Origin of the sequence: Brevundimonas bullata (assembly GCF_003350205.1) — a bacterium.
GTDB lineage: Bacteria > Pseudomonadota > Alphaproteobacteria > Caulobacterales > Caulobacteraceae > Brevundimonas > Brevundimonas bullata.
On sequence record NZ_QLLC01000030.1, the window covers coordinates 1 to 26,085 of the forward strand.

General features: G+C 67.9%; 29 protein-coding genes. 15 read left to right on the forward strand and 14 right to left on the reverse strand.

The window, feature by feature from the left end:
- Positions 1–92 precede the first annotated feature (92 nt).
- From DXK21_RS12990 to DXK21_RS13015, 7 genes are all read left to right on the forward strand, one after another.
- The gene (locus tag DXK21_RS12990; protein ID WP_114818209.1) at positions 93–524 is read left to right on the forward strand and encodes a hypothetical protein; all 432 of its coding nucleotides are present in this window, start codon (positions 93–95) and stop codon (positions 522–524) included.
- A gap of 261 nt (positions 525–785) precedes the next feature.
- Positions 786–1,685, forward strand: coding sequence for a thioredoxin (gene trxA, locus DXK21_RS12995; protein WP_114818210.1), 900 nt, complete (start codon positions 786–788; stop codon positions 1,683–1,685).
- Between the two features lie 13 nt (positions 1,686–1,698).
- On the forward strand, positions 1,699–2,358 hold the full coding sequence (locus DXK21_RS13000; protein ID WP_114818211.1) for an LON peptidase substrate-binding domain-containing protein: 660 nt from the start codon (positions 1,699–1,701) through the stop codon (positions 2,356–2,358).
- Positions 2,359–2,459: 101 nt separating this feature from the next.
- A complete protein-coding gene (locus tag DXK21_RS13005; protein WP_114818212.1) occupies positions 2,460–2,654 on the forward strand; it encodes a Trm112 family protein in 195 nt (64 codons plus the stop codon).
- A 105-nt stretch (positions 2,655–2,759) separates the two neighbouring features.
- Complete coding sequence (locus tag DXK21_RS16575; RefSeq protein WP_162790670.1) at positions 2,760–2,909, forward strand: hypothetical protein; 150 nt, start codon at positions 2,760–2,762, stop codon at positions 2,907–2,909.
- On the forward strand, positions 2,909–3,127 hold the full coding sequence (locus tag DXK21_RS13010) for a hypothetical protein (protein ID WP_162790671.1): 219 nt from the start codon (positions 2,909–2,911) through the stop codon (positions 3,125–3,127). The genes DXK21_RS16575 and DXK21_RS13010 overlap by 1 nt, the downstream gene beginning before the upstream one ends.
- Complete coding sequence (locus DXK21_RS13015) at positions 3,124–3,321, forward strand: hypothetical protein (RefSeq protein ID WP_114818214.1); 198 nt, start codon at positions 3,124–3,126, stop codon at positions 3,319–3,321. The genes DXK21_RS13010 and DXK21_RS13015 overlap by 4 nt, the downstream gene beginning before the upstream one ends.
- Before the next feature lie 158 nt (positions 3,322–3,479).
- Here DXK21_RS13015 and DXK21_RS13020 read toward each other — a convergent pair whose 3' ends face one another.
- Positions 3,480–4,730 (reverse strand): UbiH/UbiF/VisC/COQ6 family ubiquinone biosynthesis hydroxylase, encoded by a 1,251-nt coding sequence (locus DXK21_RS13020; RefSeq protein WP_114818215.1) that lies wholly within the window; start codon positions 4,728–4,730, stop codon positions 3,480–3,482.
- Positions 4,731–4,932: 202 nt separating this feature from the next.
- On the opposite strand from DXK21_RS13020, the gene DXK21_RS13025 reads away from it, so the two are divergent.
- The 3 genes from DXK21_RS13025 to xth all read left to right on the forward strand — a co-directional run bounded on the left by DXK21_RS13025 (position 4,933) and on the right by xth (position 9,360).
- On the forward strand, positions 4,933–7,413 hold the full coding sequence (locus DXK21_RS13025) for an FtsK/SpoIIIE family DNA translocase (RefSeq protein ID WP_114818216.1): 2,481 nt from the start codon (positions 4,933–4,935) through the stop codon (positions 7,411–7,413).
- A 299-nt stretch (positions 7,414–7,712) separates the two neighbouring features.
- A complete protein-coding gene (locus DXK21_RS13030) occupies positions 7,713–8,348 on the forward strand; it encodes a LolA family protein (RefSeq protein ID WP_114818217.1) in 636 nt (211 codons plus the stop codon).
- A 208-nt stretch (positions 8,349–8,556) separates the two neighbouring features.
- Positions 8,557–9,360 (forward strand): exodeoxyribonuclease III, encoded by an 804-nt coding sequence (gene xth / locus DXK21_RS13035; RefSeq protein ID WP_114818218.1) that lies wholly within the window; start codon positions 8,557–8,559, stop codon positions 9,358–9,360.
- Positions 9,361–9,475: 115 nt separating this feature from the next.
- Here xth and DXK21_RS17065 read toward each other — a convergent pair whose 3' ends face one another.
- The 4 genes from DXK21_RS17065 to DXK21_RS13050 form a co-directional block, all read right to left on the reverse strand.
- Positions 9,476–9,598: a hypothetical protein gene (locus tag DXK21_RS17065; RefSeq protein ID WP_255500235.1), complete on the reverse strand. Its 123-nt coding sequence runs from the start codon at positions 9,596–9,598 to the stop codon at positions 9,476–9,478.
- Positions 9,599–9,696: 98 nt separating this feature from the next.
- Positions 9,697–10,620: a transcriptional regulator GcvA gene (gene gcvA / locus DXK21_RS13040; protein ID WP_114818219.1), complete on the reverse strand. Its 924-nt coding sequence runs from the start codon at positions 10,618–10,620 to the stop codon at positions 9,697–9,699.
- 18 nt (positions 10,621–10,638) lie between these two features.
- Positions 10,639–11,325 carry a response regulator transcription factor gene (locus DXK21_RS13045; RefSeq protein WP_114818220.1) on the reverse strand — a complete coding sequence of 229 codons (687 nt, stop codon included), beginning with the start codon at positions 11,323–11,325 and terminating at the stop codon, positions 10,639–10,641.
- 58 nt (positions 11,326–11,383) lie between these two features.
- Positions 11,384–12,094 (reverse strand): YggS family pyridoxal phosphate-dependent enzyme, encoded by a 711-nt coding sequence (locus tag DXK21_RS13050; RefSeq protein WP_114818221.1) that lies wholly within the window; start codon positions 12,092–12,094, stop codon positions 11,384–11,386.
- Between DXK21_RS13050 and DXK21_RS13055 the strand changes: the two genes are divergently transcribed.
- A complete protein-coding gene (locus DXK21_RS13055) occupies positions 12,093–12,734 on the forward strand; it encodes a thiamine phosphate synthase (RefSeq protein ID WP_170136965.1) in 642 nt (213 codons plus the stop codon). The two genes, DXK21_RS13050 and DXK21_RS13055, sit on opposite strands and share 2 nt — an antisense overlap.
- Before the next feature lie 12 nt (positions 12,735–12,746).
- On the opposite strand, the gene DXK21_RS13060 is transcribed toward DXK21_RS13055, so the two are convergent.
- Positions 12,747–13,157 carry an NtrZ family periplasmic regulatory protein gene (locus DXK21_RS13060; protein WP_114818223.1) on the reverse strand — a complete coding sequence of 137 codons (411 nt, stop codon included), beginning with the start codon at positions 13,155–13,157 and terminating at the stop codon, positions 12,747–12,749.
- A gap of 323 nt (positions 13,158–13,480) precedes the next feature.
- On the opposite strand from DXK21_RS13060, the gene DXK21_RS13065 reads away from it, so the two are divergent.
- From DXK21_RS13065 to holA, 4 genes are all read left to right on the forward strand, one after another.
- Positions 13,481–13,927 (forward strand): DUF3576 domain-containing protein, encoded by a 447-nt coding sequence (locus DXK21_RS13065; RefSeq protein ID WP_114818224.1) that lies wholly within the window; start codon positions 13,481–13,483, stop codon positions 13,925–13,927.
- An 85-nt stretch (positions 13,928–14,012) separates the two neighbouring features.
- The gene (gene leuS / locus DXK21_RS13070; RefSeq protein ID WP_114818225.1) at positions 14,013–16,595 is read left to right on the forward strand and encodes a leucine--tRNA ligase; all 2,583 of its coding nucleotides are present in this window, start codon (positions 14,013–14,015) and stop codon (positions 16,593–16,595) included.
- Entirely contained in the window at positions 16,595–17,077 is a 483-nt protein-coding gene (gene lptE / locus DXK21_RS13075; protein ID WP_114818226.1) for an LPS assembly lipoprotein LptE, read from the forward strand. Before leuS ends, lptE begins: the two co-directional genes overlap by 1 nt.
- Before the next feature lie 37 nt (positions 17,078–17,114).
- The gene (holA, locus tag DXK21_RS13080) at positions 17,115–18,167 is read left to right on the forward strand and encodes a DNA polymerase III subunit delta (RefSeq protein ID WP_114818227.1); all 1,053 of its coding nucleotides are present in this window, start codon (positions 17,115–17,117) and stop codon (positions 18,165–18,167) included.
- A 174-nt stretch (positions 18,168–18,341) separates the two neighbouring features.
- Here the strand turns inward: holA and DXK21_RS13085 are convergent, their stop codons facing one another.
- The 8 genes from DXK21_RS13085 to rho all read right to left on the reverse strand — a co-directional run bounded on the left by DXK21_RS13085 (position 18,342) and on the right by rho (position 26,032).
- Positions 18,342–18,530 carry a hypothetical protein gene (locus DXK21_RS13085; RefSeq protein ID WP_114818228.1) on the reverse strand — a complete coding sequence of 63 codons (189 nt, stop codon included), beginning with the start codon at positions 18,528–18,530 and terminating at the stop codon, positions 18,342–18,344.
- A 36-nt stretch (positions 18,531–18,566) separates the two neighbouring features.
- The gene (locus tag DXK21_RS13090) at positions 18,567–19,451 is read right to left on the reverse strand and encodes a ParB/RepB/Spo0J family partition protein (RefSeq protein ID WP_211306031.1); all 885 of its coding nucleotides are present in this window, start codon (positions 19,449–19,451) and stop codon (positions 18,567–18,569) included.
- A 39-nt stretch (positions 19,452–19,490) separates the two neighbouring features.
- Positions 19,491–20,312 (reverse strand): ParA family protein, encoded by an 822-nt coding sequence (locus tag DXK21_RS13095; RefSeq protein ID WP_114818229.1) that lies wholly within the window; start codon positions 20,310–20,312, stop codon positions 19,491–19,493.
- Positions 20,302–20,925, reverse strand: coding sequence for a 16S rRNA (guanine(527)-N(7))-methyltransferase RsmG (gene rsmG, locus DXK21_RS13100; protein WP_211306032.1), 624 nt, complete (start codon positions 20,923–20,925; stop codon positions 20,302–20,304). The genes DXK21_RS13095 and rsmG overlap by 11 nt, the downstream gene beginning before the upstream one ends.
- Positions 20,922–22,817, reverse strand: a complete 1,896-nt coding sequence (gene mnmG / locus DXK21_RS13105; protein ID WP_245945221.1) for a tRNA uridine-5-carboxymethylaminomethyl(34) synthesis enzyme MnmG — start codon at positions 22,815–22,817, stop codon at positions 20,922–20,924. The genes rsmG and mnmG overlap by 4 nt, the downstream gene beginning before the upstream one ends.
- An 81-nt stretch (positions 22,818–22,898) precedes the next feature.
- Complete coding sequence (gene mnmE, locus DXK21_RS13110) at positions 22,899–24,221, reverse strand: tRNA uridine-5-carboxymethylaminomethyl(34) synthesis GTPase MnmE (RefSeq protein ID WP_114818231.1); 1,323 nt, start codon at positions 24,219–24,221, stop codon at positions 22,899–22,901.
- A 4-nt stretch (positions 24,222–24,225) separates the two neighbouring features.
- Positions 24,226–24,465 (reverse strand): DUF6489 family protein, encoded by a 240-nt coding sequence (locus tag DXK21_RS13115; protein ID WP_114818232.1) that lies wholly within the window; start codon positions 24,463–24,465, stop codon positions 24,226–24,228.
- 82 nt (positions 24,466–24,547) lie between these two features.
- The gene (gene rho / locus DXK21_RS13120) at positions 24,548–26,032 is read right to left on the reverse strand and encodes a transcription termination factor Rho (RefSeq protein ID WP_114818233.1); all 1,485 of its coding nucleotides are present in this window, start codon (positions 26,030–26,032) and stop codon (positions 24,548–24,550) included.
- Positions 26,033–26,085 lie beyond the last annotated feature (53 nt).

A 26,085-nucleotide genomic window follows, 5' to 3' on the forward strand; every position in this document is an offset into this window, starting at 1 on the left:
CAGAAGGCTAACCTAATTCGCTCGAGCTGGAGGCGTTTTCACACAGCCTCGACCCGTTGCGGACCTTCGCCAAGCCATGAGACAATCGCTAAATGGCAGATATCCCTGACCGCACCGGATGGCTTGAGGAGCCGTTGGCTAGCTATCCGCCGGTCGCTCCCTTTCCACAATTGACCCACTTCGAGCGCCGCGCCCTAGACGTGCTCGCCGGGCTGTTCGGGGCGGAGGCGGACGAGTTTAGACGCCAGATTGCGGCAAGCCGCGTGACCGATAGGGTCGACACGGTAGTTGGCTTTTACACCCGCATTGAAGTGGACAGGGCAGCGTCGGGTCCGCTGCCTATCACTCACAAAAGCGCTCATTTCGACGTGCCAGGAACACGGTACGGGATGTCGGTCACCCTCTGGGATGATGATGGCTACCTGTCCACCATCGAAGGCGTGACCTACGGCGAGGACAGCATGGGCGGCCAGGAACTTACCGATCTGGATTTCACCAGCTTCCAACTGCCAGAAGTCCGCTAACCACCCTCAGCCGACATTCCTCGGGTCCGTTTCCCGCCCGCGCGTCCCCTTCTGACGCAGACCCCTGCTATGGCGACCTTCATGGCGGGCCGCGCGGCGGTCGATTTCAGACGATTCAGACGAATTGGACTCTGTTTTTTCGTCGCCGGGTCCGAAGCCTCGCGGCGCGGCGCCGACTGCGTCCATTTCAACGCTTGATGGCGAGGCATCCCGACGCCATCTGATCCGTTACGATTCTTCGATCCAGATGCGGACCCGATCATGACCTTCGCCGACCCGACGCTGAACCCGCCCGCCGACCTGATCAAGGACGGCACGGACGCCTCCTTCATGGCCGACGTGATCGAGGCTTCGAAACATCAGCCGGTCATCGTCGATTTCTGGGCCACCTGGTGCGGCCCGTGCCGGACCCTGGGCCCGGCGCTGGAAAAGGCCGTGCGCGGCGCCAAGGGCGCGGTCAAGATGGTCAAGATCGACGTCGACGCCAACCCGGCCTATGCGGGCCAGCTGCGGGTCCAGTCGATCCCGACCGTCTACGCCTTCGTCAACGGCCAGCCGGTCGACGGCTTCCAGGGCGCCGTGCCCGAGAGCCAGATCAAGGCCTTCATCGACAAGCTGACCGGCGGCGCCGGCGTCAACACCGACGTCGAGCAACTGCTGTCGCTGGGTGAGGAATCCCTTGGCCTCAACGACTTGGGCGGCGCGGCCCAGGCCTTCGCCCATGTCCTGACCATCGAGCCCGAGAACCCCAAGGCCATCGCCGGCATGGCCCGCGTCTATCTGGCCGAGGGCGACACGGAGCAGGCGCGCCAGACCATCGCCATGGCCCCGGCCGACTCCACCGACCCCATGGTCCAGAGCGTCCGCGCCCAGCTGTCTCTGGTCGCCTCGGCCCCGACCGGCGCGACGGCGGAACTGGAAGCCAGGATCGCCGCCGATCCCAGCGACCATCAGGCCCGCTACGACCTGTCCCTGGCCCTGGCCTCGGCGGGCGATCTGGGCGGGGCGGTCGATCAGCTGCTGGCCATCGTCAAGGCCGACCGCGAGTGGAACGACCAGGCGGCGCGCAAGCAGCTGCTGGTCATTTTCGACGCGGCCGGCGGGGCCAGCGAGGTCGCCCGCGACGGTCGCCGGCGACTGTCCTCCATCCTGTTCGCCTGATCGGAGAGCGGCGATGGCCCAGGGCTATATCAAGGCGATTGAACTGCCCCAGGTGATCCCGGTCTTCCCCTTGCCGGGGTCGATCCTGCTGGCACGCGGCCAGTTGCCGCTGAACGTGTTCGAGCCGCGCTATCTGAACATGGTCGATGACGCCATGGCCGGGGACCGGATCATCGGCCTGATCCAGCCCCTGACCGGGCTGGACAACCCCCAGCCGCCGCTGGCCCGCGTCGGCTGCGCCGGTCGCATCACCAGCTTCAACGAGACATCGGACGGCCGCTATCTGATCACCCTGACCGGGGTGTGCCGATTCCGCGTGAGCAGCGAGCTTCCCGTCAAGACGCCCTATCGTCAGGTCCACGCCGACTTCGCCCCGTTCGAGGCCGACCTGCGCGCGCCCGACCCCGCCGCCGACTTCGACCGCGACCACTTCCTCGACGCCCTGCGCCCCTATCTGGAGCATCGCGGCCTGAACGTGGACTGGGACACCGCCGAGATCGCGCCTCAGGAAGCCCTGATCAACAGCCTGGCCATGGCCCTGCCCTTCGAACCGCCCGAAAAGCAGGCCCTGCTGGAGGCCCCTTCGCTGGAAAACCGCGCCGAGGCCCTGACCGCCCTGCTCCGCATCGACGCCGCCGACCCCGGCGACGACGACAGCCCGGCGATGCAGTAGGCGCCGGGGCTCAAGTAGCGCGAAGCGCGATAGCCCCCTAAGAAGCCACTTCCTCAAGCAGCGAGCGCCCGCGGCGCGAGCGATAGGAAACAAAGAAGATCATGAGCGACGCCTTCAACACCCCCGTCTCGGTCGATCCCCGCCTGCTGGAGGTCCTGGTCTGCCCGGTCACGCGCGGCCGCCTGACCCTTGACCGCGAGCGCAACGAGCTGATCTCCGCCGGCGCCAAGCTGGCCTTCCCCATCCGCGACGGCGTGCCGATCATGCTGGTCGAGGACGCCCGCCCGCTGGACTGAGGCGAGGGGAACCGAGTTTACGCCGCGCTTAGGCGGGCGCCCGCTTTCCTCATCGCGCCCTTATGCGTTTTGGGCGTCTTCTTCAGCCTCTGAAGGAGACCTCCCATGAGCCGCCGCGCCCTGCTGAACCAGTCCCTCAACCGCGCCGCCCCGCCTGGAGCCACGTCCAGCGTCTGGCGCATGACCCAGACCGTTCTGACCCTCTATCTCGGCTGCACCCCGCGCGACCCCGCCGACCGGAGCCGCCCGCGATGATGAGCGGCTATCCCGACGCCGGCGTCCCTGAAATTCAGGCCGAGGCCGTGCCCCACAGCAGCCGCACCTATGGCGTCGTCGCTCGCGACGGCGGCTGGTGCGTCACCCTGGACAGCTGCGCCACGCGGCCCTTTCCTGACCGCGAAGCGGCGCTGCGCATCGCCCGCCAGCTTCAGCGTCAGGCGGACCGCCTGAACCACGCCGAGCCCAGGTCATGACCGCCCAGCCCCTGGCCGCCCCGCCCCGGCCCGTCCTGTTCGAAATCCAGAGAGCGGGCCGGGTCTGGCGCCTGGCCTCCTCGGACGGCCTCTTCTTCGGCCTGTTCCAGACCCGCGCCTCGGCCCTGCGCTGCGCCGTCGAGGAAGCCGACCGCCGCGACGGCGGCGACGTCCTGCTGCACACCCACGACTGACCTAAAGGCGCGTCTTTCCTCCCTGTTCGCGAAGCGAATGGGGAGGTGGCGCGGCGCCATAGGTGACGGAGGGGGCGACTCCACGTCAGTCCTCTGTGCCGCCCCCTCCACCACTTCGTGGTCCCCCTCCCCACAGGTGGGGAGGAAAGCCTAAACGCCTAGAGCGCCTCGCCTCTCAGCAGCTTCGGCAGATCCCCGGTCGCCCCGCCCGCCTCATGCATGAAGGCGCGGCGCAGGGGGGCGATGCGGTTGACCGCCGCCATGCCCAGATCGCGCGCCAGCCGCACCGGCGCCAGGTCGTTGGAGAACAGCCGCACGAAGCCGTCGAAGCCTGCCGCCAGGGCCGCATTGTCGAAGCGGCGCCAGCGAGCGTAGCGCTCCAGCACCAGCTCCGAGCCGATGTCCTCGCCGATCCGGACGGCGTCGGTCAGGACCTCGGCCAGGGCGGCGGCGTCCTTCAGCCCCATGTTCAGCCCCTGCCCCGCCACCGGGTGCACGCCATGGGCGGCGTCGCCCAGGATGGCGATGCGCGGCGCGGTCAGCTTCTCGGCCAGTTGCAAGGACAGCGGATAGACAAAGCGTGGCCCCACGACCTCGACGCCATCGAGGAACTCGCCGAAGCGCCGCATCAGGTGGGCGTGGAAGGCCTCGTCCGAAGCCACCTTCAGCGCCTCGGCCCGGCGCGTGCTCTCGGTCCAGACCAGGCTGGCCCGCTGCTCCGTCAGAGGCAGGATGGCGAAGGGGCCGTCGGGCAGAAAATATTCATGGGCGACATTGCCGTGGTCGCGGCCCAGCTTGACCGTCGCCACCACGCCGCTCTGGCCGTAGCCCCAGCCGAAGGTGTCGATGCCGGCCGCACGGCGCACGGTCGAGCCGCGCCCCTCGGCGCCGACGACCAGAGGCGCACTGATGGTCGCGCCGTCCTTCAGCGTCACCGTCGCCAGGCCCGGCCCGACCTCGACGCCATCCACCGAAGCCGGCGCCCGGACCTCGATCCCGGCGGCGGTGACGGCCTCGGCCAAGGCCGTACGGATGCGGCGGTTCTCCAGCATATAGCCCAGGGGCTCGCCGCCGTTGCGGTCGCCGATCTCGTCGGCGTCGAAGCGGATATAGGCCGGCGACGGCGGGCGGCTGGCGGCGCCCGGTCGCTTGCCGTCCGTCACCAGAATGCGATCCATGCGGCAGGCGTGGGGCCGCAGACTTTCGCCCAGACCGAGCGCGTCCAGCATGCGGAAGGTCGAATAGGCGATGGCGGTCGAGCGCCCGTCGAAGGTCGGCGCCAGCTGGGCGTCGAAGGGCTGGGGATCGACCAGCACCGGCTTCAGCCCGCCCTGCGCCGCCGCCAGGGCGAAGGTCGCCCCCGCCAGTCCCGCGCCCGCGATGATGATGTCGTAGTCGGTGTCAGCCATGGGTCTTCTGTCGCGCCGATCAGGGCTCGCGTCCAGTGGGACAAAGTGGCGAGTGAGGGGTGGCGGGTGACGAAAAGGTCCCACAGCGACTGTCGACATCCCTCGCCACTCGTCACTAACCACTCGCCACTAGGCTGCTGGTAAACAGCCCCTTAACCCTGTCGCGCGACAAGGGAGGCCTAGTCTTCTGAGGTTCGCCTTCATGTCCGCCGCCCTCGCGCTCGGCCAACGCGCCTGGTCCACCGCCCGCATCGTCTGGGGCGCGCCCTTCGCCGTGCGTTTTCGCGGCGTGTTGCAAGCCCTGCTGTCGACCCTGTTGCTGGTCGCCATGATCTCGTGGAACCCGGCGGACCCCAGCTGGAACGCCGCCTCGACGCAGGGGCCGACCAACTGGCTGGGCGGAACGGGCGCGACCCTCGCCGACTTGATGATGCAGTCGCTAGGCCTGGCCGCCTGGCCCGCCGTCCTGTTGCTGATCGCCTTCGGGCTGGCCACAGCCATCGGCGACGCCCTGCAACACCGTCTGCAGCCCACGGCCTTCAAGGTCTTCTGCGCGATCTCCGGCGTCCTGCTGCTGTCGGCGGCGCTGTCGGCCCTGGCCGCCCCCGCCAAGTGGCCGCTGGCCGCCGGGCTGGGCGGCCTGTGGGGCGACGGCGTCACGGGCCTGTCGGCCCAAGGCCTCGCCGCTCTGCATATTCCGGGCGGACGCTGGATCGCCGGCGGCCTGTTCCTGATCCTCGGCCTGTGGGCCCTAGGCTACGCCGTGGGCCTGCGCCTGCGCGACTTCACCGACACCGCCGGCTGGGCCGCCGATAAGCACGCCGCCCACCGCGCGGACCGCCCCGCCAAGGTCAAGACGCCTTCAAAAGCCGGGCTCAAGGGCGACGCCCGCATCGTCGCCGAGGCCGCCGCCGCTCCGTCTGCGCGCAAGCCTCGCCGCGCGCCCGAGCCGGAAGCCGCGCCCGCCGACCATTCGCCCGAGGACAATCCCTACGCCGCCGATCCCTATGCCGACGACGAGGCGCCCGGCGCCTCGGTCCCGCCGTGGGAAGACGCCGCCCCTGTCGCCCCGATCGCGCCGCCGTCCGCGCGCGGCGCCACTCGCGCCGCTGAGCCCAGGGTCGCCGCCGTCAAGGCGCCCCGCCCCGCACGCGACGCCGACCAGCAGACCTTTGAGTTCGAGCCCAGCGACGGCTTCGACCTGCCCTCGCTCGGCATCCTGTCCAAGCCGCAGCAGCGCGTCGGCGCCGTCGATGAGGAATCCCTCAAGCAGAACGCCAAGATGCTGGAAGGCGTGCTGCAGGAATTCGGCGTGCGCGGCGCCATCGACCAGATCCGCCCCGGCCCGGTCGTCACCCTCTATGAACTGGTCCCCGCGCCGGGCGTGAAGCATGGCCGCGTCGTGGCCCTGGCTGACGACATCGCCCGCTCCATGTCGGCCCGCGCCTGCCGCATCGCCGTGGTTCAGGGCCGCAACGCCATCGGCATCGAGCTTCCCAACGCCAAGCGCGAGACCGTCTATCTGCGCGACCTGCTGGCGAGCGGCGAGTACGACAAGAAGACCCATCTTCTGCCCCTGGCGCTCGGCGAAACCATCGGCGGCGAGCCTTACGTGGCCGACCTGGCGCGCATGCCCCACCTGCTGATCGCGGGCACCACCGGCTCGGGCAAGTCGGTGGGGGTCAACGCCATGATCCTGTCGATCCTCTATCGCCACACGCCCGCCGAATGCCGCTTCATCATGATCGACCCCAAGATGCTGGAGCTGTCGGTCTATGACGGCATCCCGCACCTGCTGGCGCCGGTCGTGACCGATCCCAAGAAGGCGGTCGTCGCCCTGAAGTGGACCGTGCGCGAGATGGAGGACCGCTATCGCCGGATGTCCAAGCTCGGCGTCCGCAACGTCGCCAGCTACAATGAGCGCGCCCGCGAGGCCCAGGAAAAGGGCGAGCATTTCGAGCGCACCGTCCAGACCGGCTTCGACGAGCAGGGCCGTCCCATCTACGAGTCCGAGAAGATCCGCCCCGAGCCCATGCCCTATCTGGTCGTGGTCATGGACGAGATGGCCGACCTGATGCTGGTCGCCGGCAAGGACGTGGAAGGCGCCGTGCAGCGCCTGGCCCAGATGGCCCGCGCCGCCGGCATCCACCTGATCATGGCCACGCAGCGCCCGTCGGTGGACGTCATCACCGGCACTATCAAGGCCAACTTCCCGACCCGGATCAGCTTCCAGGTCACGTCCAAGATCGACAGCCGCACCATCCTGGGCGAACAGGGCGGCGAGCAGCTGCTGGGTCAGGGCGACATGCTCTACATGGCCGGCGGCGGCCGCATCACCCGCCTGCACGGCCCCTTCGTCACCGACCAGGAAGTCGAGGAGGTGTGCAAGCACCTGCGCAGCCAGGCCGAGCCCGACTATCTCGACCTGATCACCGACGAGCCGGACGGCGACGGCGACGGCGCCTTTGACGAGGACGGCGGCGGGTCGGGCGACGACCTCTACGACCGCGCCGTGGCCGTGGTCACGCGCGACCGCAAGGCCTCGACCTCCTACATCCAGCGCCGCCTGCAAATCGGCTACAACCGCGCCGCCACCCTGATCGAGCGCATGGAGCAGGAAGGCGTCGTCAGCCCCGCCAACCACGCCGGCAAGCGCGACATCCTGGCCGGCCCGCCGCCTTGACCTAGTCGGCTGCGCCGAAGCGGCAGCTTCGCTGCCGGGCGCTATCGCTCGCGACGCGGTCGCTCGCTGCTCCACGCCGAAGCCAGCTCGGTTGAACGGAACTACACGCGACCTAAGCCCGTTAAACGCCCTCGTCCTCAAGCAGCGAGCGACCGCGTCGCGAGCGATAGGACCCTTAAGACAATGAACACCGCTTCATCGGAGCGCCGAAATATGGTCAGGCTGGGGTCATGGGGTCGCCGTCTGCCTGCGGCTTGATGACCATCCGAACCCTCATCCCGAACGGGAGAAGACAAGACATGACGATTTCACGCCGCGCCTTCGGTTTCAGCGCCGCCGCATTGGCGATCATCGCCGCCGCGCCCGCTTCGGCCCAGTCCAGCCTGTCCGCCGAGGACCAGGCCACCCTGCGTCAGGCCCAGGCCTATCTGACCGGCCTGACGGCGGCGCAGGGTAACTTCATCGAGACCGGACCGGGCGGCCAGCAACGCACCGGCAAGTTCTGGCTGCAACGCCCCGGCAAGATGCGGTTCGAATACACCGAGCCGGCGGGCCTGCTGGTCGTGGCCGACGGCAACAACGTCAAACGCTACGACCCCCGCCTGAACGTCTTCCGTCAGGTGCCGCTGGCGGCCACGCCGCTGTCGACCTTCCTGGCCCGCGAGGTCCGTCTGGACCAGGGCGTGCGCGTCGACCGCGTCACCCGCATGGCGTCGGGCGCCTTCGCCATCACGGCCCGCGACGCGTCAAAGCCCGCCGAAGGTTCGGTCATCCTGGCCTTCGCCGGATCGCCGCTGCGCCTGCAGGAATGGACCATCACCGACGCGCAAGGGTCGCGCACCCGCATCCAGCTGACCTCGTTGCAGCCGGCCTCGGGTCTGGCCGCCAGCCTGTTCCAGCTGCGCGATCCGACGCGCCGCCCCAGCCGCAACTAAGGCGAGCGTCACGGGGCCTGCACAGCCCTGACGTATTTTGTTGATTTGACTTTTTTCTCAGCTGTGACACTTTAAGCACAGGAACGACGGCGGTCGTTCTGTCCGCCATGGAATCATCCCCTCCCGGCGGCGAGAGAGACGAACCTGTTCAGCGCCCGGACCCGTTCCGGGCGCTTTTTTCTGGTCGCGACCATGCTAAGGCCGGGCCATGAGCCTTCGCATCGTCACCTGGAACATCAACTCGGTCCGCCTGCGCGTCGATCAGGTCGCCCGCTTCGTCGCCGAATACGCGCCCGACGTCCTGTGCCTGCAGGAGATCAAATGCACCGAGGACCAGTTCCCTCGGGAAGCCTTTGAGCAAATGGGTCTGCCCTATCTGAAGATCCGCGGCCAGAAGGGCTGGCACGGCGTGGCCATCGCCAGCAAGCTGCCCATTCTCGACGGCGAAGGCCCTGCGCTCGACGTCTGCCGCGAAGGTCATGGTCGCTGCGTCTCGGGCCTGATCGGCGGGGTTGAGGTGCAGAACTTCTACATCCCGGCCGGCGGCGACATTCCCGACCGCAAGCTGAACCCGAAGTTCGATCACAAGATGGACTTCTACGAGCGCCTGACCGCCGAGATGAAGACCCGCGACCAGCAGCGGCCCCTGGTCCTGGCGGGCGACTTCAACATCGCGCCGGGCGACAACGACGTCTTCAATCACAAATTCATGCTGAAGGTGGTCAGCCATACGCCGGGCGAGATCGAGACCCTGCGTCGTCTGCAAGACGCCGGCGGATTTGCCGATGTCGTGCGCGATCAGATCCCGGACCCGGTCAAACTGGCCAGCTGGTGGAGTTATCGCGCCAAGGACTTCCGGGTGTCGAACCGGGGCCTGCGGCTGGACCATCTGTGGACCTCGCCGGGCCTGACGCCGGCCGTGGTCAAGGGCAGCGCCCGCATTCTCGACACGGTGCGCGAATGGGAACGGCCAAGCGACCACGCCCCCGTGGTGATGGACCTGGACGTCTAGAAAATTTCAGATGAGCAGACGACAGGCGATCGGGGGAGCGACCGCCTGTCCTTAGAGCCTGGCGCGAAGATCTGAGTTCAGATGCGATCGCATCTGAACCGATTTCGCTCTGGTCTTAGGCGGCGCCGAGCAGCTTAGCGCCGGCCAGAACGCCCAGCAGGATCAGGGTGACGCTGCCGGTGAAGACGACGACGGCTTCAAACGAGAATGCGTCGGCGCGGGGGTGCACGAGTTTCATGTCTTGGTCCTTTCGGCGGGGAGATCCGAATGCACCGAACATGATCCATCGACCCGCTGTGGACAAACCACGGTTAGGCTGGGTCGAGTGAGTTCAGATCACTCGATGGGGCCGGCGTGGGCCTCGGCCTCGATCCAGTTCAGGAAGCGCCTCAGCTTGGGCTCGTCGGCGCGTTCCGGCAGGACCACGGCCCAGTAGGCCAGGTTGTTGGTCAGGGCGTGGTCGACGGGCTGGATCAGCCGCCCCTCCCTCAGGTCGTCAGCGGCCAGGGGCGCCGAGGTCAGGGCCACGCCGCGTCCCGACAGGGCGGCCTCCAGCGCCAGATGGCTGTGGCTGAAGACCGGCCCACGCAGGTTGTGGACGCGCGGATCGACAACGCCCGCGCTCTCGAACCAGGCCTTCCAGCCCATACGGTCGGCGAAGGGCAGGTCGTGCCAGCTTTCATGGATCAGCACGGCGCCCAGCAGGTCCGCCGGGGTGTGCATCGACCGCGCCGCCGCCAGCGACGGGGCGCAGACGGGGATCAGGCGTTCGCTCATCAACCGACGCGCGACCTGACCGGGATAAGGGCCTTCGCCGTAGCGCAGAGCCACGTCGGCCTCGCCGTTCGACAGGTCGGCGATGCGGTCCTCGGCGAAGACGATCAGGTCGAGGTCCGGATTGTCCTCGCTGAAACGATGCAGGCGCGGCGACAGCCACTTGCCCGCCAGCGACGGCAGGGCGGATATCCGCAGCTGACGGCTGCGGCCCGGTCGCACGGCCTCCAGGGCGCTTTCCAGCCGTTCGAAGGCGTCGGCCACGCCCTGGGCCAGGCGGCGGCCATCGGCGGTCAGAACCACCGAGCGGTTGAAGCGGTCGAACAGACGCAGGCCCAGCCGCATCTCCAGCGCCTTGATATGGCGGCTGACGGCGCCGGGCGTGACGCCCAGCTCCTCGGCGGCCTCGCGGAAGCTCCCGAGGCGGGCGGCGGCGTCGAAGGCCCGAAGCGCCACCAGAGGCGGGGTCGGACGACGCTCGCTCATCAGTTCGTCAGGCCAAGGTCAGGGCTGGAGGCGGTAGCCGCCCGCGTCGGTCAGCAGCAGCCGCGCCTGACCGGGCTCGGGCTCGATCTTCTGACGCAGGCGATAGATGTGGGTTTCCAGGGTGTGGGTGGTGACGCCGGCGTTGTAGCCCCAGACCTCGGTCAGCAGCTCCTCGCGCGACACGGGCTTGGCCCCGGCGCGATAGAGGTACTTGAGGATGTTCGTTTCCTTCTCGGTCAGCCGGACCTTCTTGCCCTTGTCGTCCAGCATCATCTTCGACGCCGGGCGGAATTCGTAGGGGCCGATCTGGAAGACGGCGTCCTCGGACTGCTCGTGGCTGCGCAGATGGGCGCGGATGCGGGCCAGCAGGACCGCAAAGCGGAAGGGCTTGGTGACGTAGTCGTTGGCCCCCGAGTCGAGGCCGAGGATGGCGTCGGAATCCGATGACTGCGCCGTCAGCATGATGACTGGGGTCGAGACCCCCGCCTTGCGGATCAGGCGACAGGCCTCGCGGCCGTCCATGTCGGGCAGGTCGACGTCCAGCAGGATCAGGTCGGCGCGAACCTCGCGCGCCTGACGCACCCCGTCGGTGGCGGTGGAAGCCTGGACGGGACGAAACTCCTCGTGCAGGGCCAGCTGCTCGGCCAGCGCCTCGCGCAGGTCGTCGTCGTCGTCGATGATGAGGATCGTCTTGGGGGTCGCCATGACTAGAGAATGGCGAGGCTTGAGGGGTTCGCCAAGGGTGCTCCGCTATTTCATCGCTTTAAGAGGGTTTTAGGGGCGTATTTCGTTCCCCGAACAGGGCCGAACCGACCCGGACATGGGTCGCGCCGCAGCGAATGGCGGTTTCATAGTCGCCGCTCATGCCCATAGACAGCACCGACAGCCCGTTTCGGGCGGCGATTTCGGCCAGAAGATCGAAGTGCGGTTCCGGCGCCTCGTCCGCTGGGGGAATGCACATCAGGCCCTCGACGCTGAGGCCGTGAATATCCCGCGCGGCGGCGATCAGGGCGTCAGCCTCGGCGGGCAGGACGCCCGCCTTCTGCGGTTCGGCGCCGGTGTTGACCTGGACGAGGACACGGGGGCGGCGGCCTGTCTTCTTCATCGCGGCGGACAGGGCGACCGCCAGCTTCTCGCGGTCCAGGGTCTCGATGACGTCGAACAGCTCGACCGCCTCGACCGTCTTGTTGGTCTGCAACGGGCCGATCAGGCGCAGTTCGAGGTCGGGCAAGGCGGCGCGGCGCTCTGCCCAGTGGCCTTGCGCTTCCTGCACCCGGTTCTCGCCGAAGACGCGCTGGCCGGTCGCCAGGGCCGCCTCAAGCGAGTCGGGCGGTTGGGTCTTGGACACGGCGGTCAGGATGACGGAGACCGGGTCGCGGCCCGCTTTGATGCAGGCCTGAGCGATCCGCCCTCGCACGGCTGCGAAGCGATCATGGATGGACGGACCGATGGAAGCGGGATTAGAGGCGGTCATGACCCTGTCCGAAGACGCGTGCACGCTGTGGCAGACAGCGACGGCTCTAGCCCGTGCGGCGGCGGCTGTCAGCCCGCCGAAAAGACCCCTGCCGCCGCTGCTCTTCTTCACCGACCCGGTTCGCACGCCCCGGCCGTGGGAAACGGCGGCCTGCCTGCCCGCCGGCGCGGGCGTGGTGTTCCGGCATTTCGGGGCGGCGGATGCGCTGGAGACCGGATTGCGGCTGCGGGCGGCGACCCAGGCGGCGGGCGTCCGCCTGCTGGTCGGGCTGGACTCCGATCTGGCGGAGCGGATCGAGGCGGACGGTGTGCATCTGCCCGAACGGGCGCTGTCGGCGGCCTATGCCCTGTCGGGGCGGCGGCCCGATTGGCTGCTGACGGGGGCGGCGCATTCGGCAGCGACTGTGAAGGCGGCGCGCGATCTGGACGCCCTTGTGCTGTCGCCGGTGTTTCCGGCGGGCGGCGCCTCGGGGAGCAAGCCGGTTCTGGGCATCGACGGCTTCAAGGCGCTGAGGACCCACGCCCCCTGCCCCATCTATGCCCTGGGCGGAATCGGGGCGGGCAATGTCGCTGATCTGTTGGGATCAGGCGCATGCGGGATCGCGAGCGTGGACGCCGTTCAAGCCGCCTTCAGGCCCTAAGGCCAGACGCGATCAGAATTTGAAGATGGTTTCCAGACGCACGCGCGGCGCGGCGCGGCGGTCGGCGGCGCTTTCCGGCGCACGGGCCGGATCGACTTCGGGCGTGGCCAGGTTGGCGGCGGCGCCGACCCGCAGACGCGGGCTGAGGCGGTAGTAGGCGCCGGCCTCGACATCGCCCCAGTCGGTCTCACGACCCACGGGCTGGTTGAGGTTGAAGTTCAGGCCCCAGCGGCCGCTGTCGTTCCAGCGCAGGCCGCGACGTTGCGGCGCGGGCGTCGAATTCGACGCCTGGGCGGCTTCGGTCAGAGAGACGGCGGGGGCGCGGCCCCGAACCTGGGATTGGCCCTGAGCCGAGGCGTCATGAGCCGTCCCGGCGATAGCCAGGGCGCCCACAGTCGCAGCGATGATCGCAACGATACGCATCTTCCAACCCTTGAGCCCGACGTTCAGACGCCGACGCTTGTTTCTATCTCGGCGATTAGACACCGCCGTCACGCCCGGTCAACGCAAGCTAGTCATCCACAGGCCCTTTCGCTGCATTTTCACGCGACTCTGGCGAGTCCTGTGGCGCTGACACCACGCCAATTGTTCAGCTTCGGCGTTGCGAACAGCGGTTCGCCTTGTCACGGCCCCTTTTCGCCGTGTTATAGAGCGTGACTGCGGCGCAGACGTGCGCGGATCAATGGGCGCGTGCGCTCAAGGGTCCGCTCCACGCCTCGGCCTCGAACCTTTACGGAGACCTCGGAATGGCATTTGTTCGCGGCGCTGCGGTCGCCCTTATCGCGTCGGGACTGCTGCTGGGCGGCTGTTCCAGCCTGCCCTTCGTCGGCAGCAAGGATAAGGCCCCCAAGGCTGACGCCCAACTGGGCATCGGCGTGAACGCCTATCTGTGGCGCGCGACGCTGGACACCCTGGCCTTCATGCCCCTGGCCAGCGCCGACCCGTGGGGCGGCGTCGTCAACTATGACTGGTACGTCAATCCGCAGGCGCCGAACGAGCGCTTCAAGGCCACGGTCTTCATCCTGGATCGCCGCCTGCGCGCCGACGCCCTGAACGTGTCCGTCACCAAGGAAGTCAAGGACGCCGCCGGCGCCTGGACCGCCGCCCCGGTCGCGGCCCAGACGGAAACCGATCTGGAGAACGCCATCCTGACCCGCGCGCGTCAGCTTAATCTCGCCAACGCGGCTCGCTAAGAGCCGCTTCCCGCTTCCGCCACCCCAACGCAGACCTCAGGGCCGCCTCAAGCTTCGCGCCTGAGGCGATACCTCAGGATACGCCGTGGCCACTCGTTACGAGTCCAAGACCGCCGAACCCCGCCAGCAAGCCCGCTGGGCGGCTGCTGACGCCTTCTCCGTGTCGAACGAGGACACCGGGCGGCCCAAATACTATGTGCTGGAGATGTTCCCCTATCCGTCGGGCAACATCCACATGGGCCACGCTCGCAACTATGTGATGGGCGACGTGGTGGCGCGTCACAAGCGGGCGCAGGGCTTCGACGTCCTGCATCCCATGGGCTGGGACGCCTTCGGCATGCCGGCCGAAAATGCGGCCATGGAGCGCGGCGTCCACCCCGGCGACTGGACCTGGTCCAACATCGCGACGATGCGCGACCAACTTAAGCTATTGGGTCTGTCGCTGGACTGGAGCCGCGAGTTCGCCACCTGCGACCCGACCTATTACGGCAAGCAGCAGGCCTGGTTCCTGGAGCTGTACAAACGCGGTCTGGTCTATCGCAAGGACGGCGTGGTCAACTGGGACCCGGTCGACAACACCGTCCTGGCCAACGAACAGGTCATCGACGGACGCGGCTGGCGCTCGGGCGCCCTGGTCGAGAAGCGCAAGCTGAACCAGTGGTTTCTGCGCATTACTCAGTATGCGGATGATCTGATCGACGGCCTGTCGGAACTGGAAGGCCGCTGGCCCGACAAGGTCCGCCTGATGCAGGAAAACTGGATCGGCCGATCCAAGGGCCTGCAGATGAAGTGGGCCTTCGCCGCTGACGCCGCCCCCGCCGGTCACGACGCGGTCGAGGTCTATACCACCCGCCCCGACACCCTGTTCGGCGCCAGCTTCGTCGGCCTGGCCCCCGATCACCCCATCTCGAAACAGCTGGCCGAGGCCGACCCGCGCGTCGCCGCCTTCGTCGCCGAATGCCGCAAGGGCGGCGCCTCTCAGGCTGAGATCGAACAGGCCGAGAAGATCGGCTGGGACACGGGCCTGAAGGTCGTCCATCCCTTTACCGGGGCCGAGGTTCCGGTCTGGATCGCCAACTTCATCCTGTCGGAATACGGCACGGGCGCCGTCTTCGCCTGCCCGGCCCACGACCAGCGCGACCTCGACTTCGCCCGCAAATACGACCTGCCGGTGATCCCGGTCGTGCGTCCCGAGGGCGCCGGCGACGACTTCGCCGTGGCCAACGAGGCCTATACCGGCCCCGGATCGCTGTTCCATTCCGACTTCCTGAACGGCCTGGACATCGACACCGCCAAGGCGGAGGCCATCGCCCGTATCGAGGCCGCCGGCCAGGGCGAGGCCAAGACCATCTATCGCCTGCGCGACTGGGGCGTCAGCCGCCAGCGCTACTGGGGTTGCCCCATCCCCATCATCCACTGCGAGGCCTGCGGTCCCGTGGCCGTGCCGAGCGAGCAACTGCCGGTCGAGCTGCCCAAGGACTTGACCTTCGACGTGCCCGGCAACCCGCTGGATCGTCACCCGACGTGGAAACACGTCAGCTGCCCGACCTGCGGCGGTGAAGCCCGTCGTGAGACCGATACGCTCGACACCTTCGTCGATTCCAGCTGGTACTTCGCCCGCTTCGCCGATCCCAAGGCGGATGCGCCGATCAACAAGGCCGCCGCGTCGAAATGGCTGCCGGTCGATCAATATATCGGCGGCGTCGAACACGCGGTCCTGCACCTGCTCTACGCCCGCTTCATCACCCGCGCCCTGTCGGACGCCGGTCTGATGGACGTGAAGGAGCCCTTCGCCGGCCTGTTCACCCAAGGCATGGTGGTCCACGAGACCTACTACGAAGGCCTGGAGCCCAGCGGCAAGCCGCGCTGGGTCGAGCCCTCGGACGTGCGCATCGAGACGGTGGACGGTCAGCGCGTGGCCACCCGCCTGTCCACGGGCGCTCCCCTGACGATCGGCGACATCGAAAAGATGTCCAAGTCCAAGAAGAACGTGGTCGCGCCCCAGGACATTATCGAGGCCTACGGCGTCGACGCCGGCCGCCTGTTCGTCCTGTCCGACAGCCCGCCGGAACGCGACGTCCAATGGTCGGCCGGGGGCGTCGAGGGCGCCAGCCGCTTCGTCCAGCGCGTCTGGACCGAGTTCGACGGCTTCGATCCTGAAGCGGCCGCCAACGCCGATGTGGACGCCAGCCTGATCCGCGAGACGCACAAGACCATCAAGGCGGTCAGCGAGGGCGTTGAGGGCTTCCGCTTCAACTCGGCCATCGCCAAGCTCTACGCCTTCCTCGCCACGCTGCGTCAACACGACAAGGCCGGCGGCGAGGCGAAGAAGACGGCGCTCTCGACCATGGCCCGCCTGATCGCCCCCTTCACCCCCCACCTGGCCGAAGAAGCCTGGGCGCGGTTGGGCGAGGACGGCATGGTTCTGGACGCGCCCTGGCCCGTCTATGACGCGGCTCTGGCCGCCGACGACGCCGTCACCCTGCCCATCCAGATCGGCGGCAAGCGCCGCGGCGAGGTCGTCCTGCCCCGCGGGTCGGACAACGCCACGGTCGAGGCCGCCGCTCTCGCCAATCCGACGGTTCAGGCCTACCTTGCCGCCAACAACCTCAGCGTCCGCAAGGTGATCGTGGTGCCCGACCGTATCGTCAATCTGGTGGCCGGCTAATGCGTCTCGCCCTCGCCCTGATCGCCGTCGCGGGCGCCGCCCTGCTGTCCGGCTGCGGCTTCACGCCTCTCTATGGCGAGACGGGCGTGGGTGCGGGTCTGTCGCGCATCGCCGTGACCACGCCGGACAACCGCCTCGGCTATCGCCTGCGCGAGCAGCTGGAGGACGCCTTCGGCCGGGACGGCTCGGTCCAGCCCCTCTATCGCCTGACAACCGAGGTGAGCCAGGAACGCCGTCCCCTGGGCCGGCGCATCGACGACACGGCCAGCCGCTATGAGCTGACGGTCAAGGCGGACTGGACCCTGACCCCGGTCAGCGGCGGGGAACCGATCAAGGGTTCCCAGACCACGACCACCACCTATGCCGCCGCCGACCAGCCCTATGCCGCCATCGCCGCCCAGCAAGACGGCGAGGACCGGGCCGCCGCCGATCTGGCGCGCCTGATCCGGCTGGACATGATGCGCGCCCTGGCCGGCCAGTGAAGCCTGTTCTGAAGGGCCTAGCCGAGGGAGTGGCCGCGTGATCCTGGCCAAACGGCCCGAGGTCGACCGCTTCCTCAGGTCGCCGGACGCCCATATCCGCGCCGCCGTGATCCACGGCAAGGACCGCTCGGGCGTCACCGAGCGCGCCCTGACCCTCTACAAGGCCATCACGCCCGACCTGAACGACCCGTTCAACGTCACCTTCCTGACCGAGGCCGACATCGACGGCGACGCGGTCAAGCTGGAGGAGGCGCTGACGGCCCTGAGCATGATCGGCGGGCGGCGACTGGTGCGTATCCGCCTGTCGGAAGGCAAGCCCAGCGTCGACAAGGCCATCGCCGCCGCCCTGACCATGCACGCGGACGGCGGCTACAACCCCGACGCCATGCTGATCATCGAGGCCGGGGCGCTGGGCCGCGAATCCGCCCTGCGCAAGGCCGCCGAGAAGTCGCCCGGCGCGGTCGGCATCGCCTGCTACGAGGACGAGGTCGGCGACGTCGCCCGCATGACGCGCGAGGCCCTGAGCGCCGACAAGGTCGGCCTGACCGGCGACGCCCTCGACCGCTTCGTCGCCCGCCTGCCCCGCGAACGCGGCCTGATGCGGCAAGAAATCGAACGTCTGGTGCTCTACATCGGGCCAGGTTCGGGCCGCACCATCGACGTGCCGGAACTGGAAGAGCATCTGGGCGTCGAGCCCGACGCCTCCCTGTCCGACGCCGCCCTGCAAGCCTTTGGCGGACGCCCGGGTCCGGCCCAGTCCGGCCTGAGACGCGCCCTGGCCGAGGGCGAAAGCGCCGTTATGGCGGTGCGCATGGCCGCCATCCACCTGGGAAAACTGCGCCGCATCAACGTCCTGCAAGCCGCGGGCGCCGGCGCCAAGGAGGCCGCCAAGTCCGCCGGCGTCTTCTGGAAGCAGGAAGCGGAAATCCTGCGCCAGGCCAGGGCTTGGCGACTGGAGTCGCTCGACGAGGTTCAGGACAGCGTCAACACCGCCGACATCGCCACCAAGACCACGGGCCTGCCCGAAGCCCTGATCGCCGAACGCCTGCTGCTGGAAATCTCCGCCCGCGCCAAGCGCATGGGGCTTTAATTTAGGGGCCTACCGGCCTTCGGCCTACTTGAGGCCCGCCTCCTCTTTCCTCCCCACTTTGTGGGGAGGGGGACCGCGTAGCGGTGGAGGGGGCGACGCAAACGTCAGCCACTCAAGCGACCCTGCGTCACGCGCCGCACCACCTCCCCATTCTCATGGGGAGGAAGGCTCAAATCAGCCCCGCTTCGAAGCCTTGCGGAAGGCCGGCTTGTTCGCCGCCGCCGCCTGACGCTGCATGGCCTTTTCGGGCGCCTTGCCGACCGTCTTCACGCCCGGCTGGCCGCCTGGGCCTCCGGCCTTCTTGGCCGCGAGGGCGCGTTTCAGGGATTCGGTGGCGCTGATCTTATCGGTCTGTTCAGTCATGGCCGCACCCTAGCACGGTCTGATGAGAAAGGCCCGTCAGCCGCGCATCAAGCGTCGGCACAGATCGTCCAACTGTTCCAGCGTGCCGTATTTGATGGTCAGCTCACCCTTGCCGCCCTTGTCGGACAGCAGGACCTTCAGACCCAGGGCGTCGGCGAGATCCTGCTCCAGGGCGGCGACGTCGGCGGCGCCCTCCCCGCTCAGGACCGGCTTGGCCTTCGTCGGCTTTGGACCGTCTGCGGCGCGGCGGGCCAGGGCCTCGGTCTGGCGCACGTTCAGGCCTTTGGACAGAACCTGTTCGGCCAGGGCCTCGGGGTTGGGGGCCGTGATCAGGGCGCGGGCGTGACCGGCCGACAGCCGGTTCTCCATGACGTGGTTCAGCACGCTGTCGGGCAGTTGCAGCAGACGCAGGGTGTTGGCCACATGGCTGCGGCTCTTGCCCACCACGCCGGCCAGAGCGTCCTGGGTCCGGCCGAAACGCGAGATCAGCGAGCCATAGGCCATGGCCTCTTCGACCGGGTTCAGATCGGCGCGCTGGACGTTCTCGATGATGGCGACCTCCATCACCTCCACGTCGTCCATCGCGCGTTCGATGATGGGCACGAATTTCAGCCGGGCGGCCTGGGCGGCGCGCCAGCGGCGCTCGCCGGCGATGATCTGCCACATGCCGTCCTGGCCGGGCTGGGCCCGCACCAGGATCGGCTGCAAGACTCCCTTGTCGCGAATCGAGGCGGTCAGTTCCTCCAGATGCTCGGCCCCGAACTGCTTGCGCGGCTGGTCAGGATTGGGCTTGAGGCTCTCAATCGGCACGGCGCGCACGCCCGTCGGCTGAGCGCCGCCGTCGACCGGCGCGCTCTCGGCGACGTTTTCTCCCAGAAGGGCCGACAGGCCCCGGCCCAGACCACGTTGACGTTCGGACAAGATGCTGATTCCGTTCTACTTAATCGGTAAAGCCGCCGATCAGGCGGCGAGCGCCTGGCGACGCTGGCGTTCACGCGCCACAAGCTCGCGCGCCAGCTTCAGATAGGCCTGGCTGCCGGTGCATTTCAGATCATAGATCAGCACCGGCTTGCCGAAGGACGGCGCCTCCGACACCCGCACATTGCGGGGAATGACGCTGTCATAGACCTTGTCGCCGAAGTGGGCCCGCACATCGGCCGCCACCTGCCCCGACAGGGCGTTGCGGCGGTCGTACATGGTCAGGACCAGACCCTGGATCTCCAGCGCCGGGTTGAGGCTCTGCTTGACCATGTCGATGGTCCGCATCAGCTGGGTCAGGCCCTCCAGCGCGAAGAACTCGCACTGCAACGGCACCAGAACCGCGTCGGCGGCGGCCATGGCGTTCAGCGTCAGCAGGTTCAGCGAGGGCGGGCAGTCGATCAGGACATAGTCGTACCGGGTATGGCCGTTGCCGCCCTGCGCCGCCAGGGCGTCGCGCAGACGATAGGAGCGACGATCCGCCTGGCTCAGTTCGATCTCGACCCCCGACATGTCCGCGTCGGCGGGGACGATGAACAGGCCGGGTACGGCGGTCTCCACCGCCGACTGGTCGATCGGGCGACCGTCGACGATGACGTCATAGATCGTCGCTCGGCGTGTTTCACGTGGAACACCCAGACCCGTCGAGGCATTGCCCTGAGGGTCCATGTCGACGATCAGCACCTTTTCACCGATGGCGGCCAGGGCCGTGCCGAGGTTGATGGCGGTCGTGGTCTTGCCCACCCCGCCCTTCTGGTTGGAGACAGCCAGGACGCGGGTCTGTTTCTCGCGATCAGCGGACACGGCGAAGACTCCGGATGTGGACGATACGGCCGCGCGGGTCGCTGCGCGAGACGGAGAGGTCGCTCTTAAACTGCCAGACCTTGGCCGCCTCTTTCAACTCAGCTTCGGCCTTCTCTCCCTTGAGGAACAGGCCTTGTGCACCGTGCTGGAAGTAAGGCTGTGCATAAGCCAGCAGTTTCTCCATCGGCGCCACGGCGCGGGCGGTGACGATGTCGACCTCGACGTCTTGCTCCTCGGCCCGTCCGTTGACCACGGTCGCCGGCAGATCCAGCGCCTCGACTACCTGCTCCAGAAAGCGGCAACGTTTGCCCAAGCTGTCGATCAGCCAGACATGGGCGTCGGGCCGATCCTTCAGCAGGATGGCGAGCACCACGCCGGGGAAGCCGGCCCCGGCGCCCAGATCGGCCCAGGTCAGAGCCTCGGGCGCGAGCGCCAGAAGTTGGGCGCTGTCCCAGGCGTGGCGGTTCCAGAAGTCAGGAATGCTGTCGGGACCCACGAGGTTCATCACCTCATTGGCCTCGGTCAACATGGCGAGGAAGGCGGTCAGATCGGCGATCTGGGCTTCACTGGCGCCGGCATGGGCTCGGAAGGCGGCGATGGGGTCCAAGCTCACGCGACAATAGTCTCGACTTCTGCGGCGAGCGACGTCGCCTTTTTCACATGGGCCAGCAGGGCCGTCAGAGCGCCAGGGGTCATGCCCTCGATGCGGCCCGCCTGCCCCAGGGTGCGGGGCTGGACCAGGATCAGCTTCTCGCGGACCTCGTTCGACAGACCGCCGATGGCGGCGTAATCGAGGCCCTCGGGCAGGGACAGCCCCTCCTCCCGCCGCAGCGCCTCGGCCTCCGAGGCCTGACGGTCCAGATAGCCGGCGTAGACGGCGTCGATCTCGACCTGCTCGCGCACGGCGGGCGACCAGTCGGCGATCTCGGGTCGGACGGCGATGAACTGGTCCAGGGTCGCATTGGGGAAGGACAGCAGATCACGGATCGACCGACGCTGGCCGTCGGCGTTGACGGTAATACCCAGCGCCCCGGCCTCCTTGGGCGTGAACTGCGTTTCACGTGAAACACGGTTCGCCCGGTCCAACTGGTCCGCCTTCTCCAGCCATACTTTCTCGCGGTCAGAACCGACGATCCCCGCGGCGATGCCGAGGGAGGTCAGGCGCACGTCGGCATTGTCGGCGCGCAGGGTCAGACGATACTCGGCCCGGCTGGTGAACATGCGATAGGGTTCGGTGACGCCGCGCGTCACCAGGTCGTCGATCATGACCCCGATATAGGCCTGGTCGCGGCCCAGAATGACCGGGTCGGAACCGGCGGCGGCGCGGGCGGCGTTCAGCCCCGCGATCAGCCCCTGGGCCCCCGCCTCTTCATATCCGGTCGTGCCGTTGATCTGACCGGCCAGATAGAGACCGGGACGCTTCTTGACCTCCAGCGCCGGGGTCAGTTCGCGCGGATCGACATAGTCGTATTCGATGGCGTAGCCGAAGCGGAAGACCTCGACGGCTTCCAGGCCTGGCATGGTGCGTAGGAAGGCCATCTGTGTAGCGTCCGACACCGAGGTCGAAATGCCGTTGGGATAGACGGTCGGATCGTCCAGACCTTCGGGTTCGAGGAAGACCTGGTGGCTGGTCTTGTCGGCGAAGCGGACCACCTTGTCCTCGATTGAGGGGCAGTAACGCGGACCGCGACCCGACAGCTTGCCGCCATAGACGGCGCTCTCGCCCAGGTTCTCGGCGATGATGCGGTGGGTTTCTTCGGTCGTATGAGTGATGCCGCAAGCGATCTGCGGCACTTCAATCTTGTCGGTCAGGAAGCTGAACGGCACGGGCTGGTCATCGGCCGCCTGCATCTCCAACTTATCCCAGGCGATGGTGCGGCCGTCCAGGCGGGCGGGCGTGCCGGTCTTCAACCGCCCCATCATCAGGCCCGCGCCATAAAGGTCAGCGGCCAGACCGACAGAGGGCGCCTCGCCGAAGCGACCGGCGGCGATGCGCTCCTCGCCGCGATGGATGACGCCGTTAAGGAAGGTGCCGGTCGTCAGAACCACGGCCCCGGCGCGCAATTCAGTCCCCTTGCCCGTCGTTACGCCGACGACGCGGTCGCCGTTCAGGATCAGGGCCTCGGCCGTGCCGGCCATCAGGGTCAGGTTCGGCGTCTGGGCCAGCTCGGCCTGCATGGCCTCGCGATAGAGACGACGGTCGATCTGGCTGCGCGGTCCGCGCACGGCGGCGCCCTTGGAGCGGTTCAGCAGGCGGAACTGGATGCCCGAGACATCGGCCAGGCGGCCCATCACGCCGTCCAGGGCGTCAATCTCGCGCACCAGATGGCCCTTGCCCAGGCCGCCGATGGCCGGGTTGCAGCTCATCTCGCCAATCGTTTCGAGCTTCTGGGTCAGCAGCAGGGTGCGGGCGCCCGCGCGCGCAGACGCGGCCGCAGCTTCGCAGCCGGCATGACCGCCGCCGATGACGATGACGTCGAAGGTCGTAGAGGGGGAGGAACTCATGGGCGAGGACATAGTCCATCCCGGCCCAAATCGCCACTAGAACGACGCCGATGTTTCACGTGAAACACCGTGGTTCGGCGGCTATTTGCCGATGCAGAAGGTGGAGAAGACCTCGCCGAGGATGTCCTCGACGCCGATGGCGCCGGTGACTCGGGCCAGGGCGTCGGCGGCCCGACGCAGGTCGTCACCCGCCATCTCTGGCGCCAAGTCCAGCGCGCGACGTCCCGCCTCGACGGCCTCCAGGGCCTCGACCAGGCGACGACGATGGCGCTCGCGCGTCACCGCCGGGAAGTCGGCGCCCGACAGATCGCGGGCCAGACGGGCGGCGATCCAGTCATGGAGATCGGACAAGCCCTCCCCGCTCGTCGTGCTGACGGACAGAGCCTCAAGCCCGTCAACCGGCTTCGCGGCGCCGAGGTCGGCCTTGTTGAGGATCTGTAGATCCTCAACCTGGGCGAAGGCGGCGGCGGGGTCATTTCCCTGCCCTTGATCTGGCGCCCTGACCCAGAGGCGCAGGTCAGCGTCTTGCGCTCGCAACCGCGCCCGGCGGATGCCCTCGGCCTCGACAACATCCTGGCCGTCACGCAGCCCGGCGGTGTCGGACAGGGTGACGGCATAGCCGCCAATCATCAGTTCGGCGTCGAGCACGTCGCGGGTGGTGCCGGCGATGGGGGTGACGATGGCCGCTTCACGCGCCGTCAGGGCGTTGAACAGCGATGACTTGCCAGCGTTGGTCTCGCCGATCAGGACGATGCGATAGCCCTCTCGCACCCGGCGCCCGCGGTCGGAATCGGCGAGGGCCGCGCGCAGGTCAGCGGCCAACTGGTCCAGAACCGGGCCGGCGGTGCGGGCCAGATTGTCGGGGACTTCCTCGTCGGGGAAGTCGATCTCGGCCTCGACCAGAGACAGGGCCTTCAGCAGGTCGCGACGGAAACCGGCGTAAGCAGCGCTGAGAGCGCCGTCCAGCTGACCCAGGGCCTGAGACTTCTGTGCGGTCGTCTCGGCGTCGATCAGGTCGGCGACGGCCTCGGCCTGGGCCAGGTCCATGCGCCCGTTCTGGAAGGCGCGGCGAGTGAACTCACCCGGTTCGGCGGGACGAACATTCAAGGCGATCAAGGCGCGGCTGGCGGCCTCGACCACGGCCCGACCGCCGTGCAGATGCAGTTCGGCGCTGTCTTCGCCGGTATAGGAATTCGGCCCCGGAAAGCGCAGGACCAGGGCCTGGTCCACCGTCTCACTGTCATGGCGCAGGGTGCGCAAAGCGGCCAGACGCGGCGTCAGTCCCCCTGCCCCCAGCGCGCTCAGCGCCGCGTTCACGCCTGGCCCGGACAGGCGCACGATGGCGATGGCGCCCCGCCCCGGCGGGGTGGCCAGAGCGAAGATGGTGTCGGCGTTGGAACTCAAGTCGTCAGGCCTTGGGCGCGCCCGACACGGCGGCTTCCATCAGACGGCGGAACTGATCCTGAGCCTGAACGCCGAAGCTGGTCCAGGTCTTCATCAGCTCATCGGGCTGCATGGAGGCCATATTGGCGTCCATCCGCTTCTGCATCTCGGCCACCAGATGGTCGTTCAGCCCAGTGACATCAGGCAGGCCGAGGAAGGCGCGGGCCTCTGCCGGGGTGCAGTCGATCTCGATGTTCAGCTTCATGATGTCCTCGCGCGTTTCACGTGAAACATGACGGCGCCCCTCAAGCAGCCCCGCGCCGCGCGCGCGGCGTTAGGGGCACAAATCAGGTATTCATGGACTGGAAGAAGTCGCCGTTGTTCTTGGACTGGCGCATCTTGTCGAGCAGGAACTCGATGGCGTCCTGCGGACCCATGGGGTTGAGGATGCGGCGCAGGACATAGGTCTTGGCCAGTTGATCCTTCGGCGTGATGAGGTCTTCCTTGCGGGTGCCGGACTTGAGCACGTCGATGGCCGGGAAGATGCGCTTGTCGGCGACCTTGCGGTCCAGCACGATCTCCGAGTTGCCCGTGCCCTTGAACTCTTCGAAGATGACCTCGTCCATGCGGCTGCCGGTGTCGATCAGGGCCGTGGCGATGATAGTCAGCGAGCCGCCCTGCTCCACGTTGCGCGCGGCGCCGAAGAAGCGCTTGGGCCGTTGCAGGGCGTTGGCGTCGACGCCGCCGGTCAGAACCTTGCCCGACGAGGGGACGGTGGCGTTGTAGGCGCGGCCCAGGCGGGTGATGGAGTCCAGCAGGATCACCACGTCCTTCTTGTGCTCGACCAGACGCTTGGCCTTTTCGATCACCATTTCGGCGACGGCGACGTGGCGGGTGGCCGGTTCGTCGAAGGTCGAGGCGACGACCTCGCCCTTCACCGTGCGCTGCATGTCGGTGACTTCTTCCGGGCGTTCGTCGATCAGCAGCACGATCAGGAAGACTTCAGGGTGGTTGCGTTCGATCGATTTGGCGATGTTCTGCAGCATGACCGTCTTACCCACCCGCGGCGGGGCGACGATCAGACAGCGCTGGCCCTTGCCGAGCGGGGCGACGATGTCGATGATCCGGCCCGAGCGGTCCTTCAGCGTCGGGTCCTGGATTTCCATGTGCAGGCGCTCTTCGGGATAGAGCGGCGTCAGGTTGTCGAACAGGACCTTGGTCTTGACCATCTCCGGATCTTCGAAGTTGATCGTGTCGACCTTGAGGAGGGCGAAGTAGCGCTCGCCCTCACGCGGGCCGCGCACGGCGCCGTGCACCGTGTCGCCCGAGCGCAGGCCGAAGCGGCGGATCTGCGACGGCGAGACATAGACGTCGTCCGGGCCCGGCAGGTAGTTGGCGTCGGGGCTGCGCAGGAAGCCGAAGCCGTCCGGCAGGATCTCCAGCACGCCCGAGGCGATGATCTCGACCTCTTCGTCGGCCAGGGTCTTCAGGATGGCGAACAGCAGGTCCTGCTTGCGCAGGTTGCCGGCGTTCTCGATGTCCAGGCCCTCGGCGAAGGCGACCAGATCTTCCGGCGTCTTCTCGTTCAGTTCCTGCAGCGTGATGCGGCCGTTGGGCACCATCGGTTCGCCGTCGTCGTCCTCGTCATCGGCTGTAGTGTCGACGCCGGTGTCGTCGTTGACGATCTGAGTTTCCTCGGCCTCGACTTCGGGCTCCGCAGGCGCCTCGACCGGCGCCTTGGCGCCGCCCAGGGTCAGCGTCTTGCGCGGACGTTCGGCAACGATTTCAACGGCTTCAGCGGACTGGTCGTTGTTTTCAGGCGTATCGGTCATGGCGTGCTCGCTCGCGCGCTCGGACGCATGGCTGCGTCGAGGCGGTTCGTCTG